The organism is Bacillus sp. JK106 (genome assembly GCF_053663355.1).
In genome coordinates, this window is record NZ_JBSJQC010000005.1 from 165,834 (window position 1) to 185,407 (window position 19,574).

The 19,574-nt window shown below is 49.1% G+C and carries 17 protein-coding genes; 11 read left to right on the forward strand and 6 right to left on the reverse strand.

The window, feature by feature from the left end; translation table 11 throughout:
- Positions 1 to 12: 12 nt before the first annotated feature.
- Genes ACWJJS_RS18335 through ACWJJS_RS18345 form a run of 3 tightly spaced genes read left to right on the forward strand, consistent with a single transcriptional unit; the run spans position 13 to position 3,067 of the window.
- The gene (locus ACWJJS_RS18335; protein WP_454023796.1) at positions 13 to 924 is read left to right on the forward strand and encodes a putative nucleotide-diphospho-sugar transferase; all 912 of its coding nucleotides are present in this window, start codon (positions 13 to 15) and stop codon (positions 922 to 924) included.
- A 28-nt stretch (positions 925 to 952) separates the two neighbouring features.
- Positions 953 to 2,113, forward strand: a complete 1,161-nt coding sequence (locus ACWJJS_RS18340; protein ID WP_172614525.1) for a glycosyltransferase family 2 protein — start codon at positions 953 to 955, stop codon at positions 2,111 to 2,113.
- A 15-nt stretch (positions 2,114 to 2,128) separates the two neighbouring features.
- Positions 2,129 to 3,067 (forward strand): putative nucleotide-diphospho-sugar transferase, encoded by a 939-nt coding sequence (locus ACWJJS_RS18345; protein ID WP_003155671.1) that lies wholly within the window; start codon positions 2,129 to 2,131, stop codon positions 3,065 to 3,067.
- A gap of 28 nt (positions 3,068 to 3,095) precedes the next feature.
- On the opposite strand, the gene ACWJJS_RS18350 is transcribed toward ACWJJS_RS18345, so the two are convergent.
- Both ACWJJS_RS18350 and ACWJJS_RS18355 read right to left on the reverse strand, forming a co-directional pair.
- Complete coding sequence (locus ACWJJS_RS18350; protein ID WP_103527075.1) at positions 3,096 to 4,325, reverse strand: MFS transporter; 1,230 nt, start codon at positions 4,323 to 4,325, stop codon at positions 3,096 to 3,098.
- A 117-nt stretch (positions 4,326 to 4,442) separates the two neighbouring features.
- Positions 4,443 to 5,828, reverse strand: a complete 1,386-nt coding sequence (locus ACWJJS_RS18355) for an amino acid permease (protein WP_025649927.1) — start codon at positions 5,826 to 5,828, stop codon at positions 4,443 to 4,445.
- Between the two features lie 244 nt (positions 5,829 to 6,072).
- Between ACWJJS_RS18355 and ACWJJS_RS18360 the strand changes: the two genes are divergently transcribed.
- From ACWJJS_RS18360 to ACWJJS_RS18370, 3 genes are all read left to right on the forward strand, one after another.
- Positions 6,073 to 7,530, forward strand: a complete 1,458-nt coding sequence (locus tag ACWJJS_RS18360; protein WP_033574964.1) for an aldehyde dehydrogenase family protein — start codon at positions 6,073 to 6,075, stop codon at positions 7,528 to 7,530.
- A 465-nt stretch (positions 7,531 to 7,995) separates the two neighbouring features.
- Positions 7,996 to 8,400 carry a methyl-accepting chemotaxis protein gene (locus ACWJJS_RS18365; protein ID WP_369719111.1) on the forward strand — a complete coding sequence of 135 codons (405 nt, stop codon included), beginning with the start codon at positions 7,996 to 7,998 and terminating at the stop codon, positions 8,398 to 8,400.
- A 130-nt stretch (positions 8,401 to 8,530) separates the two neighbouring features.
- Positions 8,531 to 9,430: an SDR family oxidoreductase gene (locus ACWJJS_RS18370; protein ID WP_196616276.1), complete on the forward strand. Its 900-nt coding sequence runs from the start codon at positions 8,531 to 8,533 to the stop codon at positions 9,428 to 9,430.
- Between the two features lie 46 nt (positions 9,431 to 9,476).
- Here ACWJJS_RS18370 and ACWJJS_RS18375 read toward each other — a convergent pair whose 3' ends face one another.
- Entirely contained in the window at positions 9,477 to 10,544 is a 1,068-nt protein-coding gene (locus tag ACWJJS_RS18375) for a glycosyltransferase (protein WP_025649929.1), read from the reverse strand.
- A 158-nt stretch (positions 10,545 to 10,702) separates the two neighbouring features.
- On the opposite strand from ACWJJS_RS18375, the gene ACWJJS_RS18380 reads away from it, so the two are divergent.
- The 3 genes from ACWJJS_RS18380 to ACWJJS_RS18390 all read left to right on the forward strand — a co-directional run bounded on the left by ACWJJS_RS18380 (position 10,703) and on the right by ACWJJS_RS18390 (position 14,453).
- Positions 10,703 to 12,592 carry an ABC-F family ATP-binding cassette domain-containing protein gene (locus tag ACWJJS_RS18380; protein WP_454023797.1) on the forward strand — a complete coding sequence of 630 codons (1,890 nt, stop codon included), beginning with the start codon at positions 10,703 to 10,705 and terminating at the stop codon, positions 12,590 to 12,592.
- Between the two features lie 190 nt (positions 12,593 to 12,782).
- Positions 12,783 to 13,205 (forward strand): MerR family transcriptional regulator, encoded by a 423-nt coding sequence (locus tag ACWJJS_RS18385; protein ID WP_017419084.1) that lies wholly within the window; start codon positions 12,783 to 12,785, stop codon positions 13,203 to 13,205.
- A 63-nt stretch (positions 13,206 to 13,268) separates the two neighbouring features.
- Positions 13,269 to 14,453: an MFS transporter gene (locus ACWJJS_RS18390; RefSeq protein ID WP_317859688.1), complete on the forward strand. Its 1,185-nt coding sequence runs from the start codon at positions 13,269 to 13,271 to the stop codon at positions 14,451 to 14,453.
- A 43-nt stretch (positions 14,454 to 14,496) separates the two neighbouring features.
- Here ACWJJS_RS18390 and ACWJJS_RS18395 read toward each other — a convergent pair whose 3' ends face one another.
- Positions 14,497 to 16,053, reverse strand: a complete 1,557-nt coding sequence (locus ACWJJS_RS18395) for an ABC-F family ATP-binding cassette domain-containing protein (protein WP_012117051.1) — start codon at positions 16,051 to 16,053, stop codon at positions 14,497 to 14,499.
- A gap of 171 nt (positions 16,054 to 16,224) precedes the next feature.
- Here ACWJJS_RS18395 and ACWJJS_RS18400 point away from each other — a divergent pair, with 171 nt between their 5' ends.
- Both ACWJJS_RS18400 and ACWJJS_RS18405 read left to right on the forward strand, forming a co-directional pair.
- Positions 16,225 to 17,355 carry a DEAD/DEAH box helicase gene (locus ACWJJS_RS18400; protein WP_017419086.1) on the forward strand — a complete coding sequence of 377 codons (1,131 nt, stop codon included), beginning with the start codon at positions 16,225 to 16,227 and terminating at the stop codon, positions 17,353 to 17,355.
- A gap of 73 nt (positions 17,356 to 17,428) precedes the next feature.
- A complete protein-coding gene (locus ACWJJS_RS18405) occupies positions 17,429 to 17,875 on the forward strand; it encodes a GNAT family N-acetyltransferase (RefSeq protein ID WP_063174325.1) in 447 nt (148 codons plus the stop codon).
- A gap of 52 nt (positions 17,876 to 17,927) precedes the next feature.
- On the opposite strand, the gene ACWJJS_RS18410 is transcribed toward ACWJJS_RS18405, so the two are convergent.
- Both ACWJJS_RS18410 and ACWJJS_RS18415 read right to left on the reverse strand, forming a co-directional pair.
- Complete coding sequence (locus ACWJJS_RS18410; RefSeq protein WP_172614527.1) at positions 17,928 to 18,947, reverse strand: NADP-dependent oxidoreductase; 1,020 nt, start codon at positions 18,945 to 18,947, stop codon at positions 17,928 to 17,930.
- A 128-nt stretch (positions 18,948 to 19,075) separates the two neighbouring features.
- Positions 19,076 to 19,426 carry a DUF3212 family protein gene (locus ACWJJS_RS18415; protein ID WP_050515827.1) on the reverse strand — a complete coding sequence of 117 codons (351 nt, stop codon included), beginning with the start codon at positions 19,424 to 19,426 and terminating at the stop codon, positions 19,076 to 19,078.
- Positions 19,427 to 19,574: the final 148 nt, after the last annotated feature.

Consider the following 19,574-nt stretch of genomic DNA (forward strand, 5'->3'; position numbering starts at 1 on the left):
TGAGAGAAAGACGTGACAAGCGCATATTGCACAGTTTTATCAAAAGGAAGGCTGTATCAGGCTATCGCTTTGTTCGGCTCATTGAAAGCGGTTCAGGCGGACGCCCCCATTTTTACTTTGTGTATGGATCAAGACACCTATGACGTGCTGCAGGCAATGCGGCCGGATAATGTCACCTTGATTCAGGTGTCCGCACTGGAAAATGAGGCGCTCCTTGAACTGAAGCGGACGAGGGATCAGAGCGAATATTGCTGGACGGTGAAGCCGGTATTTCTCGAATTCGTGCTGGACGGACACCCGGAATTAGAGCGTGTCACGTACATTGATGCCGATTTGTTTTTCTTCGCTGATCCGCGCGCGATTTTTGACAATCAGCCGGATTGTTCGGTGCTTCTGTCACGGGGTGATATCGTCATTCCCTCATTTGAAAAACAGGAAATCGACATGCTGCAGCGTCTTTTAGGCCGGTATAATTCCGGTTTTCTCAGCTTCAAAACCGACAGTGCCGGAACAGATTGTCTCAGATGGTGGAAAGAACGCTGCCTGGAAGAATGCAAAAATGCGCCGGGCGAAGGAAAATTCGGAGATCAAGGCTACTTGGATTACATGTCCGGCCTGTTCCCGAATGTGTGTGACATCACCACGCCCGGCGTGAATATCGGCCATTGGAATTACGGCCGCCACACGTTTTCATGGAAGGACGGGCGTCTTGTGCTCGAAGACGGAAATCCGCTGATTTTCTATCATTTCAGCGGATACCGGATCGTCACAGCCAGCGACATTCGGCAGATTCATGAGACGGACCGGACCGACCTGCCGTTTGTCCATCAGCTTTATCAGGACATTCTGAAGCGGGTGATCGGGACGGTCAGCGCCGTCTGCCCGGAGTTCAGCGGCTTTGCATCTGAGGATGATAACAAATAAATGATCATATACAGGAAGTGAACGAAAAGTGAAGGCAAGCGTCATTGTTCCCGCATATAATTCCAAGGAGAGGCTTTATAACAGCCTGCTGTCCTTGAATGAACAGGAATGCACAGAGCCGTTCGAAGTGATTGTGGCTGACAACGGTTCGGAAGACGGAACCTTATCCATGCTTGAATCATTCAGCGCGAATTTTCCGCTGATTTTTGTAAGAATTAAAGAAAACAGAGGGATCGCTTACGGCCGGAATCAGGCGGTCCGCAATGCCAGAGGCGATATTTTGATTTTCCATGACAGCGACATGCTTGCCGAAAAGGATTTGGTGGCGAAGCATATCAAGGCTCATGAGAACCGGGACGATCTTGTCGTATGCGGTATGTTCTGGAAGCGGATTTACAGCTTTTATTATGACCGTTTTGAAAAAGAGCATAAGGAAAAACTCGCCGAACTGTATGAAGAGCTGCCGGGCGATAAAGAGGCGCTCCTTGATGAAAGTGACATCAGAGACGGAAGCTTTCTTGACCGATGCTTTGATTTAGATACCGACTTTATCCGGGTGCTGAAAAGCATTTTGGAAAAATACGGAGATGATTTGAACGGCTACCGTCTGCCATGGCGTTTTTTCATTACGAACAATTCATCAGTTAAGAGGCAGCACGTGGCAGATCTCGGCCTGTTTGATGAAGGCATTGTCAGATACGGCTTTGAAGATTATGATCTCGGCATCAGGCTTCATCAGTCGGGAATGAGATTTCAGCTGCGGCGCGATATCATGAGCGTCCATCAGGAGCATCCGAGCAACTGCGCTTCCGTTGATGACATCAGGGCGAATATCGCGTACATGTGCGACAAGTACAATGACATTCATTCGCTTGACGTGCACCTCGCGTTTAACGGCCCGTTTGACGCGGAGTTAACCAACAGTATAATGGCAGACATCGAGGTGCTGCTTGATTATGAGAAATATGAAAGCCTGCTGCACATTTTTCTCGAGCTGCTGCACGCGGTTAAAGACCGCAACCTCGATCCGGACTGGAAGACGAAAAGCCCGCGGATCACGGCGAACAGCTTCCAGCTGCCGGAGGTCGGAAAGCTTTTGGCAAAAGCGGAAAAAAAGCTGGGCGTCACGCACTTTGCAAGGGCGTTCAAAGCGCTGACTGCTGATTTACTGCATGTGGATCTTAAATAAATTGGATGTGATATGGTGAGTAAATATCATTTTTCAACCATTGTTTCCAGAACGCATATCTTTAAACTGATGCCGATGATTCATTCTCTCCATGAGCATTGCCGGGATTTTCATCTGTATGTGCTGTGTGTCGATCAGAAAGCGTACGAACTGCTTCAGCAGGTGCCGTGGGAACATGTCACGGCGGTTCAGCTCCATGAAATGGAGGACCCGGAGCTGCTTGAAGCAAAGGGCGGCCGGACGTTTCATGAATATTGCTGGACGCTGAAGCCGGCTTTTCTGTTCCATGTGATGACGGAGTATGATGAAGCCGAATATTTTGCCCATTTGGACACCGATCTCTTTTTCTTCTCAGATGCGGGCGAGCTGTTTGCGGAAAAGCCGGATGCTTCCCTTTTTCTGACGGATCACCGCAATTCAGAACGGTTTGCGTCTTATTACAAGCTGACGGGGCAGTACAACACCGGGTTTGTCGGCGCGCGGAATACCGGGGAAGCGTACCGGGCGGTCTGGCAGTGGAGACAGGATTGCATCTCCTATTGTACGGTGGAGATGAATGAAGAAAAAAAGACATACGGTGACCAAAGGTATGTTGAAAAGTGGCCCGCGCAGTTTGAACACGTTCATGTCACGGAGTCGATCGGCGCGAATGCGGCGCTGTGGAATATTGAGCAATATGACGTCAGCCTGCGCGACGGGGCTGTATATGTCAATGACACCCCGCTGATTTTTTATCATTTTTCAGGCTTTACGCTCGTCACGGAGAACGAATTCAATCTCTGCTGGTACTATCACATTGATGACGAGGCGACAGTCAGTATGATTTACGTCCCGTACATCAAAAACGTAAAAAAATGGATTGATGAAATTCAAAAAGCGTTTCCTGATTTCAGAGACGGGTTTATTCCGAAATATGCGGTTCCTGACACTCATTTTTATACGGTTGAAACATAAAATCCCTGCCTTTTCGGCAGGGATTTTTTTATGAATGCCATTCTTTTAATGTTTTGTCGCTCGGCAGGACAAAGGCGAGCAGACCTAAAACGGGCAGAAAGGCGACGGCTGTCATGGTCGGCGTCAATCCCGCTGAATCAATAAGAGCTCCGAGCGCAACCGCTCCGATCGCGCCCATTCCGAAGGCGAGCCCGACCGTAAGCCCTGACATCGTTCCGATTTTGCCGGGAACAAGCTCCTGCGCGTAGACAACCGTCACGGAGAAGCTGGACATCAGAACAACGCCGATCAGCGCCAGTACGCCATAGGCGATGACAGGTCCCGCAAACGGAAGGAAAATCGTCAAGGGAGCCGATGCCGTCATGGAAACGATGATGACGTTCCGCTTTCCGAAACGGTCTGCAAGCGGCCCGCCGAGAAACGTTCCGACAGCTCCGAAAAATAAAAAGACGAAGATGTAGCTCTGTGCCTGCTGAATGCTGACATGATAGGCATTCATCGCATAGAACGTATAGAAGTTGCCGATCGCGCTCACATACCAGGAGCGCGCGAAAATTAAGAAGATAATCATGATAAGTGCGAGAATAATCGGTTTTGTAATGACGGTCTGCACAGCGGCGGCCGATGATTTTTTACTTGCGGCGCGCAAATGAATAAGACGGCCTTTATACCATTTGGCGATATAAATGAGAAACAGCACAGCGATTGCGGCGACTAGCGTAAACCAGACAGAGCCGAATTGACCGAGCGGAACGAGAATCAGCGCGGTAATCAAGGGCGCCATCGCCTGGCCGGTATTCCCTCCGACTTGGTAAATTGATTGCGCCAACCCGCGCTTTTCGCCGGCGGCCATGTAAGCGACACGCGATCCTTCAGGATGAAAGACGGCGGAGCCAAGGCCGATAAAAAAGACACAGCATAAAATCGTCAGAAAAGACGGGGCGAACGCGAGACCTAAAATGCCGAGCATGCTTGCGGTGAGCCCGAGCGGCAAAGCATACGGCATCGGGCGTTTATCCGTATACCAGCCGATGACGGGCTGCATCACGGAAGACACCATATTCAGCGTAAAGGCGATAATTCCGAGCTGCGTAAATGTAAGATTCATGGAACGTTCCAAAATCGGAAACATCGCCGGAATCACCGCTTGCAGTGAATCGTTCAGCAGATGACAGATCCCGATAATGAACAGAATAGAATACATGGTTGTCTCGGGACGATGGACAGGTTTTTCTTTAAGCGGGGCGGCAATTGCCAAAGTGATTCTCCTCCTTTTTATGTAAACGAAGCATACACCATATTATTCATAAGGTGAATGAATTATCAAGTGCAAAAAAGGCTCTTCTTTCTCAAACAGAAAAAAGAGCCTCCCTTTTTATTTATTTAACAAACTGTGTTTTCTAGAATACATCATATAAACGACGATCCCGGCGGCGATCCAGATGACAAAGGCGAGCCATGTCACGCCCGGCAGGCTGCTTGCGAGATACAGGCATAAGCATGCGCTGATGATCGGCACAAAAGGCACGAAAGGAACACGGAAGGAAGATTTGATCTCCGGATGTTTCTTTCTTAAAACGATGACGGCGATCGCAATGACCGTAAAGGCTGCCAAGGTTCCCATATTGACGAGATGCGCCAAGGTTCCCAGATCAATAAAACCTGCGATCCCGGCGGCAACGATCCCCGTCACCCATGTGTTTTGAAACGGTGTTTTAAAACGCGGGTGAACCTTGGAAAACATGCGGGGCAAAAGGCCGTCTCTGCTCATCGCAAATGTAAGGCGCACCTGAGCGTAAAGCAGAGCGAGCATGACCGTTGTAATCCCGATAATCGCGCCGACGGAAATAATGCCTGCTATTTTGTTCTGGCCGACAAATTGGAGCGCGAAAGATACAGGGTCTCCGACATTCAGCTTGGTGTACGAAAGCATTCCCGTCAGGACAAGCGATACCGTAATGTAAAGGACGGTGCAGATGGCAAGCGCGCCGATGATTCCGACAGGCATTGATTTCTGCGGGTTTTTCACTTCTTCCGACGCGTTTGACACGGCATCAAATCCGAGATACGCGAAGAAAACGGTCGCGGCGCTCGTGATGACGCCTTTCATTCCGAACGGCATAAACGGCGACCAGTTTTCCGGTTTCACGTAGCCGAAACCGACGACGATAAACAGCAGAATGATCGCAATTTTCATCAATACAATGACATTGTTAAAGCGGGTGCTTTCTTTCACGCCCCTTGAAACAATCGCGGTAATGACCAAGATAATGATAACGGCCGGCAGGTTGAACACGGCACCCGTTTTGCTGCCGGGTGCGGCGGTCAGCGCCTCCGGAAGATGCAGCCCGAAGCCTGCAAGAAGCGACTGGAAATAAGATGACCAGCCGGTTGCAACGGCGGCGAGCGCGATAACATATTCAAGCATTAAGTCCCATCCGATTAAAAACGCGAGACACTCCCCGAGAGTGACATATGAATACGTATATACGCTGCCTGAAATCGGAATGGATGAAGAAAATTCCGCATAACAAAACGCGGCGAGCGCGCAGGCAAGGCCCGCGAGCACAAACGACAGAATCAAAGCCGGTCCTGCGCCTGTCGCGGCCACAGTCCCGGTAATCACAAAAATCCCCGTGCCGACAACACAGCCGATTCCGAGCAAAACCAAGTCAAAAGCGCTTAACGAGCGGGACAGGCTGGTCTGTTTGCTCTGGGCCTTTAAGTCGGCCAGCGGCTTTTTCCGAAATAGTAAAGACATATGGGTCCTCCTGAAAATTCATAATATTCTTATCATTATATACACTGACGTTTGTATTATATTGTCGAAATTTCTCGCAGTCAATTAAAGAATTTTCCACTTTAAAAGGACAAAGCTAAAAAGCGTCGATGCACGGAAGGAAAGGGAATTTTATTGTGAAATAGTTCAATTTTCTCACCTTAAGACCGATACAAAAGATGACTCATCAACTAATTTCAAGTTTCGGTGAAAGGGAGATGTTTACATGTTTCAATATGAAGAACTAAATAAGCAGTTTATCGGCGGCCGATGGAGGGATGGAAGCAGCCGGAACGTATTGGAAAACAGAAATCCTTATACTCAAAAAGTCATCACCTCATTCCGAAAAGCGACGCCTGATGACGTGGATGCGGCATATCGCGCCGCGGCTCTTGCGAAACAAGAATGGGACAAAGTAAACCCTTTTAAAAAGCGGGCCATTTTGGAAAAAGCCGTTTCTTTCATTGAAGAGCACGAAGAAGCGATTATTTACTTAATCATGGAGGAGCTTGGCGGAACACGGCTGAAGGCTGAGTTTGAAATCGGACTTGTCAAAAATATGATAAAAGAAGCCGCAACATTTCCGGTGCGGATGGAAGGGAAAATTCTCCCGTCCACGATTGACGGAAAAGAAAACAGGCTGTACAGAATACCCGCCGGAGTCGTGGGGGTGATCAGCCCGTTTAATTTCCCGTTTTTCCTTTCGATGAAATCTGTTGCGCCGGCACTCGGCGCGGGGAACGGCGTCGTGCTGAAGCCTCATGAAGAAACGCCGATCTGCGGCGGAACGCTTATCGCGAAAATTTTTGAAGCGGCCGGCGTACCGGACGGGCTGCTGAATGTCATCGTGACGGATATCGGGGAGATCGGCGACAGCTTTGTTGAGCATCCCGTGCCGCGGATAATCTCATTTACAGGCTCAACCGGAGTGGGCAGCTATATCGGACAGCTTGCGGTCAAACACTTTAAAAAACCGCTGTTGGAGCTTGGCGGAAACAGCGCGCTGATCGTGCTTGAGGATGCTGATCTTGAATACGCCGTCAATGCGGCCGTATTCAGCCGGTTTACGCATCAAGGCCAGATCTGTATGTCGGCGAACCGCGTGCTCGTTCACACATCTGTATATGACAAATTTACAGAGCTTTACGAAGCGAAAGTGTCATCGCTGAAAGTCGGCGATCCGATGGACCCTGATACGGTTATCGGTCCTTTAATCAATGAGAGACAGGCGGAAGGTCTGAGACGGTCTGTCGAAAAAGCGATAGAAGAGGGAGCGGTTCCGGTGCTGTCCGGCCGATTCAGCGGAACGGTCGCTGAGCCCGTCATTTTAAAAGATGTGAAACCTGAGATGAGCATCGCGAAGGAGGAGCTGTTCGGACCGGCCGTCTGCATCATGCCGTTTGAAACGGAGGATGAAGCGGTAAGCATCGCAAACGCGACACCGTTCGGTTTAAGCGGAGCCGTGCATACGGCAAACGTGGAGCGGGGCGTTGAGTTTGCTAAGCGGATCGAAACCGGCATGATTCACGTCAACGATACGACCATTAATGATGAACCGAATGTCGCGTTCGGCGGCGAGAAACAATCAGGTCTCGGCAGGCTGAACGGCGAATGGAGCCTTGAAGAATTCACCACGCTGAAATGGATTTCGGTTCAGCATGAAAAACGTCAATTCCCATATTAAGAAGGAGTGAAAGAAATGAGTATACAGACGGAGCAGCAAACGCCCAGCCTGCTTGACGCTTTTGTCAAAGTTGCGCCTTTTTTAAACAGCCTGATCCAAGATGACATCACCATCGGAATTTATGATACAGAAAAATTAATCGTGAATATTCCGGCTAAAACGTTTTCTCTTAATGTAAAGCCGGGAGATCCGCTGCAAAAAGGGGACATCATTACAGACGCGATCCGCATGAATCAGAAGAAGACAAGCATGGTGCCGAAAGAGCTGTTCGGATTTCCGCTGATCGCCAGAGCGATTCCGCTTCATGATGAAAACGGAAAAGTCATCGGCGGCGTCGGTCTCGGCACGAGCCTTGAAAAATCAGCCAAGCTTCATGATGTCGCTGAAAGCCTGTCCGCCGTCGTGGAACAGACCGCTTCGGCGATCGCGGATATCTCAGAATCCATCAACGGCTTTTCAGCACAGATGACCGGAATTTCCGCTCAGGCGAAACAAGTCAGTGAAAGCGCGGGAGAAATCGCTGACATTTCCGTCACTGTCAAGGGCATCTCGGATCAAAGCAATCTGCTCGGTTTGAATGCGGCCATTGAAGCCGCGAGAGCAGGAGAATCCGGCAAGGGCTTTTCCGTGGTGGCGGATGAGATCCGCAAGCTTGCCACTCATTCAAAAGACAATGTCGGCCAAATTGACCAGATTACGAAAAAAATCCACAGCCTGCTGAAAGGGCTGGAGGACTCAATTGAATCCATCAACCAGAACACGGACGGCCAAGCGGCGGCGGTTGAACAAATTTCTGCCACGATGCAGGAGATTTCAGGAAGCGCCCAGCATTTAGCGAAAATGGCTGAAAACGTTCTCGGAGAATCATAAAAAAAAGGGAGCTTACGGGCTCCTTTTTTGTTTTCCCTTTATCAAGCGGAAACTGCACTTACACGTTTGATCCGTCATGCTAAAGGGGTACACATACGAATACATCACCAATGATAAAGGAGAGTCTTGTATGTCTGATGCAAATCTGCACAACCCGCTGACGAAATATGATCATGATGAATTTCCAAAACAATATCAAGAACCGCCCGGTTTGCAGAAAGAGATGAAGCCTGTGCCGGACTGCGGTGAAACAAGCTATAAAGGAGCCGGCAAGCTGAAGGGAAGAAAAGCCCTCGTCACCGGCGGCGATTCAGGTATCGGCCGGGCCGCCGCAATTGCTTATGCCCGGGAAGGGGCGGATGTGGCCATTAACTATCTGCCTGAGGAACAGCCGGATGCCGAAGAAGTGAAAGCGTTAATTGAAAAAGAGGGAAGAAAAGCCGTTCTGCTGCCGGGAGATTTAAGCGATGAAGCGTTTTGCGGAGAATTGGCGGAAAAAGCGTATCAAGAGCTTGGCGGTCTTGATACGCTCGCTCTTGTCGCCGGCAAACAGCAGGCAGTGGATGATATCAGCGATCTTGCCGCAGAACAAATCTATCAAACATTTGAAGTCAACGTATTCTCGCTGTATTGGCTCGTCAAAGCCGCGCTTCCGTATCTGCCGGAAGGCGCGTCTATTATCACGACAACGTCCGTAGAAGGGTATAATCCAAGCCCGATGCTGTTGGATTATGCCGCGACGAAACATGCCATTATCGGTTTTACCGTCGGCCTAGGAAAGCAGCTGGCGAATAAAGGAATCAGAGTCAACTCGGTAGCGCCGGGGCCGATCTGGACACCGCTGCAGATTTCAGGAGGACAGCCCGGTGAAAACATTCCGAAATTCGGCAAGGAAACACCGGCCGTTCCATTAAAGCGTGCCGGACAGCCGGCGGAGCTTGCAGGGATTTATGTCTTTTTGGCCTCAGAAGAATCGAGCTATGTGACATCCCAAATTTACAGTGTAAGCGGAGGAATTCCGACAGCGTAATCAATAAAGAGCTGCCCTGCATACGGGGCAGCTCTTATTTTCGTTGTTATGTGCCGAGCACGTTTTGATTATACAGGACACTCGGATGTGACGGATGATAGGAGGCGGCTTTGTCGTTATGAATCTTCGCTTTTTCTCTGTCGCCGAGCTGCCAGTGGCAGACGCAGAGCTGCAGATGGGGGTACCAGGTGGAATATTCGAGCTGGGTAAAGCCTGCATCACTGCTTTTGGCGGATAGGGCGAGCTCATACCAAAACACGCCCTGCCGGTATTGCCGTTTCTCCGCAAAATAGTCGCCGAGCCTGCAGCAGAACTCCGGCCGCGGACAATCGATCAGAAATGATTTTAAGAGAGACGTCATGGCGGCCTCTTCATGGCCGACCGCCCTGTAGCAATCGGATAGATATTGGCACGTTCTGATCTCGTCTTCGATCCAGCACTGTTTTGTGGAAAGAAAATGGTGATAATACGTGATGGCGCGCTGATACTGGCCGTGATCCTTTAATTCATTCGCGAAGTAAAACAAATCGCGCGGTGTCATCGTTTCACTGTTTTCCGCCATTTTCTCATAAATCTTCAAGTTGCGGTCTGAGGGAGGCGAGTGCTTTTTCTCGGATTTCCGGTGTGTGACGGCAATATCGGTTTCTATGATGTTTCCGTATACCTCAAGATACTCATGCACGGCTCCGATCCAGCGGAATCCTTTTTCACGCTTGACGAGTCGGTTGCGGCGGTATCTGAAGCTGACCTCTCCCCGATCATCAAAGCCGACGTGATAATACATGGATACCGCGTCCACCTCTTTTGAAAGCGACGCCTTCAGTTCAATCAGCTTTTCACGGTCCTTTTCCGTCAGCATATCGTCGGCGTCCAGCCACAGAATATAATCCATTTCCGCTTTCGAAAACACAAAATTACGGGCGGCCGCAAAGTGATCGATCCATTCAAAATCATAAATCTTATCCGTATAACGGGCCGCGATTTCTTTCGTCCGGTCGGTCGAGCCCGTATCAGCAATCACAATTTCATCCGCAATGTCTTTGACGGAATCAAGACAGCCCGCAAGCACCTCCTCTTCATTTTTCACGATAACGCACAAACTGACGCTGATCATGTCATCACCTCTTCCCCTCCAGTGTATAAAAGGAGAGGCGGAAACATTCTTCGGACAAAATGATCTCTTCCAAGAAATTTGTCTGTCCTTTTACTAGTTTTATTCCAGCGCCTGATTTAAAATGAACACATGAACTTACGTGAGGATTGATAGGAACCATGAGCATCATAAAAGCGGAAAACCTTTATAAAACATACGGAGATAAGACATTATTCGACCATATCTCCTTTCATATTGAAGAGAATGAAAGAATCGGTTTAATCGGCCCGAACGGAACGGGGAAGTCTACGCTTCTGAAAACCATTGCCGGCCTTGAATCAACGGAGGAAGGCGAGATTACGGCTTCAGGAAACGTGCATATTGAGTTCTTGCATCAGGACCCTGAGCTTCCGGCCGGACAAACCGTTCTTGAACATATTTATTCCGGCGGATCAGCCGTCATGAGAACGATGAGAGAGTACGAAAAAGCGCTTCAGGCGCTGAATGAAGAACCGGAAAATGACCAGCGCCAGAAACACCTGCTTGATGCGCAGGCCCGAATGGACACGAATGATGCGTGGGAGGCGAATACGTTAGCCAAAACGGTTTTAACCAAACTTGGCGTCACCGATCTGATGAAGGATGTCAGCGAGCTGTCCGGCGGCCAGAGAAAGCGCGTCGCGATTGCGAAAAACGTCATCCAGCCGGCTGACCTGCTCATTTTGGATGAACCGACAAACCACTTGGACAATGAAACGATTGAATGGCTGGAAGGCTACTTATCGCAATATCCGGGCGCCGTTATGCTTGTCACGCACGACAGATATTTTCTGAACAGGGTGACGAACAGAATTTACGAGCTTGAGAGAGGCAGCCTTTATACGTATAAAGGAAACTATGAAGTATTCCTGGAAAAACGGGCCGAACGGGAGGCGCTGGCAGAGCAGAAAGAAACAAAACGCCAAAACCTCCTGCGCCGCGAATTGGCGTGGCTCAGAAGAGGAGCAAAAGCGCGCTCGACGAAACAAAAAGCGAGAGTGGACAGAGCGGAGGCGCTCAAGGAGCAAAAAGGGCCGGCAGTCTCCGGATCACTCGATTTCGCGATCGGTTCCCACCGTCTCGGAAAACAAGTAATCGAAGCCGATAACGTCGCCATTACCTATAACGGCCAAGCGCTGATCAGCCAGTTTAATGAGCTTGTCATCCCTGGGGAACGAATCGGCATCATCGGGCCGAACGGAATCGGGAAAACGACACTTTTAAACAGCCTCGCCGGCAGAATTCAGCCTGACAGCGGCAATATCACCATCGGGCAGACGGTCCGGATCGGCTACTACACCCAGGATCACAGCGAAATGAACGGCGATATGAAAGTCATTGAATATATAAAAGAGACGGCCGAAATCGTCAAAACGGCGGAAGGCGATGTCATCACCGCGGAACAAATGCTTGAGCGTTTTCTGTTCCCGCGTCCGATGCAGCAGACATATATCAGAAAGCTGTCGGGCGGGGAAAAGCGCCGTCTGTACTTGCTGAATGTACTGATGCAGGAGCCGAATGTGCTGTTTTTAGATGAACCGACCAATGATCTGGACACAGAAACATTAAGCGTGCTCGAGGATTATATCGAACAGTTCCCGGGCGTCGTCATCACTGTATCCCATGACCGCTATTTCCTTGACCGCGTCGTGGACCGCCTGATTGTATTTGAAGGACACGGCATCATTTCCCGTTTCCAAGGTTCGTACAGTGAATACATGGAACAAGCAAAAGCGAAGAAGACAGCGGTAAAACAGCCGGCCGAAGAGAAAAAGGCGGAAGAAGAGCCGAAGAAAAAGCGCAAAAAGCTTTCATATAAGGATCAGATCGAATGGGACGGCATCGAAGACAAAATCGCCGGCCTTGAAGAAAAGCATCAGCGTCTGGAAGCGGAAATCGCTGAAGCGGGAAGTGATTTCGGAAAGATACAAGAACTGATGGCCGAACAGGCAAAAACGGCTGAAGAGCTTGAAGCGGCGATGGAACGCTGGACCGAATTGTCACTGATGATTGAAGAACTTGAGAATTAAGAAAAGCCGGTACGACCCCCGAGAAGATGGCGGGTCATACCGGCTTTTTTTATCTTACACAGATGTCTCCCGGCGCTTTAAAGACAAAGGTTCCGTCCAAGCCAAGTTTATCCGGCATAAAAAGTTTACGTTTACGTTAAGGTTCAAATGGTGTATAATAGAAACAGATACGACAAGAGGGGGATTCACCTTGGAATGGATGAAGATTGATCAAGTTGCCAAGCGAAGCGGACTGACAAAACGAACCATTCGTTTTTACGAGGAGATTGGTTTGATTCCTGCTCCTAAACGGACAGAAGGCGGCGTCCGGCTTTACTCTGAAGATGATATGGAAGAGCTCGAAAAAGTCACCAGCACAAAAGAAGTGCTCGGTTTTTCCCTTCAGGAGCTTCAGCAGTTTATGGAGATGAGCCGTCAGCTGGAATTAAACAAAGAGGGGTACTTGTTGTCACTGGATCCGAAGGAACGGAAAGAAAAGCTGGAAGAGATTCAGCACGCTTTGAACCACCAGCTTGAGATGATTGATGAGAAGATCAGCACATTTCAGCATTTTAAAACGCGCCTTAACGGAATGAAAGAACAAGCTGACCGCGCCATTCAATCAATCGAATGATTTTGCTGTAAACGCTATGGATATAGCGTTTCTTTTAATGGATAAAACAGGAGGTTTGGTCAAATGGATACATCATCACAACAGAAAACAGGCTTATTCAGCCAGCCGAAAGCCGTTTGGGCGGTTGCGTTTGCCTGTGTGATTTCCTTTATGGGAATCGGTCTTGTCGATCCGATTCTTCCGGCGATCGCCGCACAATTACATGCTTCACCTAGTGAAGTATCTCTGTTATTTACAAGTTATTTGCTCGTTACCGGTTTTATGATGTTTTTCTCCGGCGCGATTTCCAGCCGGATCGGCGCAAAATGGACGCTGCTTCTCGGACTTATTTTTATCATCGTGTTTGCCGCTCTCGGCGGAAGCTCAAGTTCAATCGCTCAGCTTGTCGGCTATCGCGGCGGCTGGGGGCTTGGGAATGCTCTCTTTATTTCAACCGCGCTTGCCGTCATCGTCGGGGTATCTGTCGGCGGCAGCGCCAAAGCGATTATTCTGTATGAGGCCGCGCTCGGACTGGGAATTTCCGTCGGGCCGCTTGCCGGCGGAGAGCTAGGCAGCCTTTCATGGCGCGCTCCGTTCTTCGGAGTGTCTGTCCTGATGTTTATAGCGCTTTGCGCGATTTCACTCATGCTGCCGAAGCTGCCGAAACCGGCGAAACGCGTCGGTGTGTTTGATGCGATGAAGGCGCTCAAATATAAAGGCCTTTTGACAATGGCAGTATCTGCATTCTTATACAACTTTGGATTTTTTATTTTGCTTGCTTATTCTCCGTTCGTGCTGGATTTAGATGAACACGGCCTTGGATATGTCTTCTTCGGCTGGGGGTTATTCCTGGCAATTACGTCAGTCTTTACGGCGCCGCTCGTGCACAAAGCGCTGGGCACAGTGCGTTCGCTCGTCGTTCTCTTTATCGCCTTTGCGGCCATTCTCGTTATTATGGGGGTCTGGACTGACCATCAGACGTTGATCATTACATGTATCGTTGTTGCCGGTGCCGTTCTCGGTATGGTGAATACGATCATGACAACCGCTGTGATGGGTGCTGCGCCGGTTGAACGTTCAATCGCGTCTTCAGCCTACAGCTCAGTCCGCTTTATCGGCGGTGCGCTCGCTCCGTGGATTGCGGGAATGCTGTCAGAACACTTCACCGCAAGCACTCCATATACAGTAGGCGGGATCGTCGTTTTTGTAGGCATGCTTGTCCTTCTCATGGGACGCAAACATCTCGCCGGAATAAAAGCCGGACATTAAGAAAAAAAGGAACTTCCGCACGGGCGGGAGTTCCTTTTTGTGTTTACAGCACTTTTGTCGTCCAAGACTCACAATTCCATGTTTCCGTCGCGATATCCATGTAAAACTCGGGTTCGTGGGAAATCAGCAGAATGGAGCCTTTGTATTCTTTCAGCGCGCGTTTCAGCTCTTCTTTCGCATCGACATCCAGGTGGTTTGTCGGTTCGTCAAGCACAAGTAGATTTGTTTCTGAATTGATCAGCTTGCACAGTCTGACCTTCGCTTTTTCTCCTCCGCTGAGAACGGAGACGCGGCTTTCAATGTGTTTGGTCGTCAGGCCGCATTTGGCGAGGGCGGCGCGGATTTCGTACTGGGTAAAGGAAGGAAATTCGCTCCACACTTCTTCGATGCACGTATTGTTATTGGTTTCTTTCACTTCCTGCTCGAAATAGCCCGTGTATTGATGCTCGCCGCGCTCCACCGTGCCTTCCAGCGGCTGGATTTCACCGAGCAGGCTTTTTAACAGCGTCGTTTTCCCGATGCCGTTTGCGCCGTACAGGGCGACTTTCTGTCCGCGCTCCATTCTGAGATTGAGCGGGCGTGACAGCGGAGTATCGTAACCGATGACTAAGTCCTTCGTTTCAAAAATGAGCTTGCCTGACGTTCTCGCAGGCTTGAAATGGAATTCCGGTTTCGGTTTTTCGGCCGCCAGTTCGATCATATCCATCTTATCAAGCTTTTTCTGACGGGACATCGCCATATTTCTCGTGCTGACGCGGGCTTTGTTGCGGGCGACGAAATCTTTCAGCTCAGCCACTTCCTGCTGCTGTTTTTTATAGGCGGCTTCGAGCTGCTGTTTTTTCACTTCGTAGACTTCCATAAACTGATGATAATCACCGACATAACGCGTCAGCTCTTGATTTTCCACATGATAAATCAAATTGATTACGCTGTTTAAAAACGGAATGTCATGGGAAATTAAGATGAACGCATTTTCATATTCCTGCAAATAGCGTTTCAGCCATTCAATATGCTGTTCATCAAGGTAGTTCGTCGGTTCGTCCAACAGAAGGATTTCCGGCTTTTCCAAAAGCAGTTTGGCGAGCAGCACTTTCGTCCGCTGTCCGCCGCTTAAATCAGTGACGTCGCGGTCAAGTCCGACATCCTGCAGGCCGAGGCCGCGGGCGATTTCTTCAACTTTGCTGTCAATCACGTAGAAATCATTGTTTGTCAGGGCGTCCTGAATGACACCGACATCTTCAAGCAGCTGTTCAAGCTCGTCAGGGTCCGCTTCGCCCATTTTGTTGTAAATCTCATTCATTTCCTCTTCCATCGCAAATAAGTAATGGAACGCATCCTTCAGCACGTCGCGGATCGTTTTTCCTTTTTCAAGCACGGTATGCTGATCGAGATAGCCGACACGCACGTTTTTCGCCCATTCAACCTTACCCTCATCAGGCTCAAGCTTTCCGGTAATAATATTCATAAACGTTGATTTACCTTCGCCGTTTGCTCCGATTAAGCCGACGTGTTCCCCTTTTAAAAGACGGAACGATACATTGTTAAAAAGCGCACGGTCACCGAAGCCGTGGCTTAAATCTTTTACGGATAAAATACTCATCATTACACCTCTATCGTTATCAGACACGCTTTTTTTATCATGTGTCTTTCTCATTTATGATTATAAAGGAGGAGACCGTTTGTTAAAAGGCTTGGAAGGAAAAAGAAAATTGCGTTTGCCGCGTGCATTTGAGATACTATGGAGTAGATTTTAAGAATTGAGGAGAACGACATGACCCAAACATGGCCATTTTTACAGCATACACAACCATTTATCGCCGAAAACTGGGAGGCGTCAGGCTTTCAGGAGCCGACCGTTATTCAGGAAAAAGCCGCTCAGGTGATCATGGAAGGGAAAGACGTCATTGCCGAATCCCCGACGGGAACGGGAAAAACATTGGCGTACACGCTTCCGGTTCTGGAGCGGATCAACCCGGAACAGAAACATCCGCAAGTGATCATTTTAGCGCCGTCCCGCGAGCTTGTGATGCAGATTTTTCAAGTGATTCAGGAGTGGAAAAAAGGCTCCGATCTTCGCGCTTTGTCTTTGATCGGCGGGGCAAACGTGAAAAAGCAGGTGGAGAAGCTCAAAAATAAACCGCATATCATTGCAGGCACACCGGGCAGGGTGCTCGAATTGATTCAGGCGAAAAAGCTGAAAATGCATGAAGTCAAGACGATCGTTCTTGATGAAGCGGATCAGCTCGTGACAAAGGAACACCGCGAAACGATGAAAAAAATCATTAAAACGACGCTGAAAGACCGACAGCTTTTAAGCTTTTCCGCTACGCTGCAGCCGGAGACAGAAGAGGTGCTGAATGCCATCGCACATGAACCGGCCGTTTTGAAAGTGGAGCGGAATACGGCGGAAAAAGCGCGCGTCACGCATCAATATCTCGTCTGCGATCAGCGGGATAAAGTGAAGCTTTTGCAAAAGCTGTCACGGCTGAACGGCATGCAGGCGCTCGTGTTTGTCAGAGATATCGGAAATTTAAGCGTCTATGCGGAAAAACTCGCCTATCACCATGTGGATCTCGGCATCCTGCACGGAGAAGCGAAAAAAATGGAGCGGGCAAAGATATTATCAGCGTTTGAACGGGGAGAATTTCCGCTGCTTCTGGCGACTGACATTGCGGCGCGCGGACTCGATATCGATGATCTTCCGTACGTCATTCACGCGGACATCCCGAATGAAGACGGATATATCCACAGATCCGGCCGGACGGGGCGGGCCGGTAAAGAGGGAACCGTACTCAGCCTTGTCACGCCGATGGAAGAATCCAAACTGAAAAAAATGGCCAAATCACTCGGAATTGAGCTGAAAGAGGCCGTTTATTCAGGCGGAAAATTATCTGAGAAATAAGAAACGGAGGGCGGGAAGCCCTTCTTTTTTTATTGTAAAATAATAGAAAAGGTTCGGGCGGGGGAGTGGGAAGATGGGTTCAATAGACCGATTTCAAATATTGAAGGAACGTGAGCTGAAAATACTTGAACACTGGTTTAAGAACGATAACATCAGACGGAGAATGGATGCGATGCTGCCATTAGACGCGTGGTATGCACGATTGAATAAAGATGAAGACGATACTGTCATTATGGCATATGACGGGCAGCTTCCGGCAGGAATGGTCTCTATAGAGTTTGTGGAGGAACGGGCGTATATCGGATTGATCGTCAATCCTTTGCACCAGCTTCAAGGGTACGGAAAACAGATTTTGCAAAAACTGCTGACTGATCCATGGTTTACCGGCGTGCGGGAATGGGCGGCAAGCATCGAAAAAGACAATCAAATCAGTTTAGCCTGCTTTCAAGCAGCGGGATTCACTTTGGAAGATACGGAGCCTGATGAAGACGGCTTTCTGACTTTGATTCTTCGCGGCTGATGCGAAAAAGCAGAAAAGGAGGGGACAAAGCCCTCCTTTTTTCATCATCATGTTAACTTAGATCACTGACTTTGATGATCTGTTTGCCTTTGTTTTCTCCTTTAAACAGGCCGAGGAACGCGTCAGGAATATGGCTGAATCCTTCCGTAATCGTTTCTTCATAATGAAGCTTCCCGTCCTTGAGCCATTCGGCCAATTGTTTCGCGCCTTCGGAAAAGCGGTCAGCATAATCACCGACGATGAACCCCTGCATCAGCGCTTTTGTTTTGATCAGCTTCGGCTGGACGCGGGGGCCCATGTCTTCCTCTTCACTTTCGGTATTATATGAAGAGATCGCTCCGCATACCGGAATGCGGGCGAATTCATTCAGCAGGTTTATCACCGCATCTGAAATCGGTCCGCCGACATTGTCAAAATAGACATCGACGCCGTCAGGGCATGCCTGTTCAAGCGCTTTTTGAATATCATCCGCCGTTTTGTAATTAATGGCTTCATCAAATTGAAGCTCCTCTTTCAGATACGCGATTTTTTCGTCAGAACCGGCGATGCCGACAACCCGCGCGCCTTTGATTTTTGCAATCTGCCCGACTGTTGAGCCGACGGCGCCCGCAGCCCCTGAAACGACGACGGTTTCGCCCTTTTTCGGACGGCCGATATCGAGCAGCCCGAAGTAAGCGGTCAGTCCGGTCATCCCTAAAATGCCGAGATACGCCTGGGCGGGTGCGATATCCGTATCCAACTTGCGGAGGGCGGACTCATTGACGGCTGAATATTCCTGCCATGCGAGATTTCCGATCACAACATCTCCTTTTTTCAGCTTATCGCCGTCTGTCAGAACTTCGGCAATCACTCCGCCTGTTATGGCTTCATCTAAAGCGAACGGCTCTACATATGATTTTGTATCCTGCATCCGTCCGCGCATGTACGGATCAACGGACACATAACTCGTTTTCACAAGCACTTCGCCGTCTTTCGGTTCGGGAACGGCAATCGTTTCAAAGCGGAAATCGTCATGGACGGGAACGCCTTTAGGGCGTCTTGCCAATTGAATCTGCTGCTGATTTTTCGGCATGATGCATCCTCCTTCAACATGAGTGTTTGTTCCAAATGTAACACGAACCATTTCCCGAATACAAAATCAAACCGTCCGCCGGCAACAAAAAAAGAAGGGCCAGGGCCCTTCTTTCCTTATATGCGTATTTAAAAGAATAACCGGTACACATCGGTGTTTTTCTCATGTTCCAAATATTCATAGGCATTCGTTTTTGAAGAATGAAGCATGTCAGCGGTAATGACGGGCTGAAGCGCGGTCAGATAAGAACCCAGCTTATTTTCAATTTCTTTCGGCAGAACGGATTCGATATCACCGATATTGATAATGATAGAGAAAACGAAATCGATATTAATATGAAAAGTATCTTCAGCAAAGACCGTAAGCTCTTTTATTCCATCCGGGCAGCGGGTATGCCGGCGGAATACCTGCTTCACTAAATCACTGACAACCCAAGCGTTAAATCGCTGTTCCGGTGAAAAGTAATGAATAGGAACCACCTCCCTGCTTAATCGGCTCATGAAGATTTTTATTTTTCTGAAAATGTAGCTTTCCCTACTGTAACATGTCCCGCCGGAAAATATCCACCGACAATCTGCCCGTTTTTTCCCGGAACTCTCTTTCTTTTGTTTGACCTTTGGTTGAGCG

Coding starts and splice junctions, on each gene's coding strand:
- ACWJJS_RS18355 (WP_025649927.1), bottom strand. CDS start 5,828: ATGTCTTTACTATTTCGGAAAAAGCCGCTGGCCGACTTAAAGGCCCAG.
- ACWJJS_RS18360 (WP_033574964.1), top strand. CDS start 6,073: ATGTTTCAATATGAAGAACTAAATAAGCAGTTTATCGGCGGCCGATGG.
- ACWJJS_RS18365 (WP_369719111.1), top strand. CDS start 7,996: ATGACCGGAATTTCCGCTCAGGCGAAACAAGTCAGTGAAAGCGCGGGA.
- ACWJJS_RS18370 (WP_196616276.1), top strand. CDS start 8,531: ATGTCTGATGCAAATCTGCACAACCCGCTGACGAAATATGATCATGAT.
- ACWJJS_RS18375 (WP_025649929.1), bottom strand. CDS start 10,544: ATGATCAGCGTCAGTTTGTGCGTTATCGTGAAAAATGAAGAGGAGGTG.
- ACWJJS_RS18380 (WP_454023797.1), top strand. CDS start 10,703: ATGAGCATCATAAAAGCGGAAAACCTTTATAAAACATACGGAGATAAG.
- ACWJJS_RS18390 (WP_317859688.1), top strand. CDS start 13,269: ATGGATACATCATCACAACAGAAAACAGGCTTATTCAGCCAGCCGAAA.
- ACWJJS_RS18395 (WP_012117051.1), bottom strand. CDS start 16,053: ATGAGTATTTTATCCGTAAAAGATTTAAGCCACGGCTTCGGTGACCGT.
- ACWJJS_RS18400 (WP_017419086.1), top strand. CDS start 16,225: ATGACCCAAACATGGCCATTTTTACAGCATACACAACCATTTATCGCC.
- ACWJJS_RS18405 (WP_063174325.1), top strand. CDS start 17,429: ATGGGTTCAATAGACCGATTTCAAATATTGAAGGAACGTGAGCTGAAA.
- ACWJJS_RS18410 (WP_172614527.1), bottom strand. CDS start 18,947: ATGCCGAAAAATCAGCAGCAGATTCAATTGGCAAGACGCCCTAAAGGC.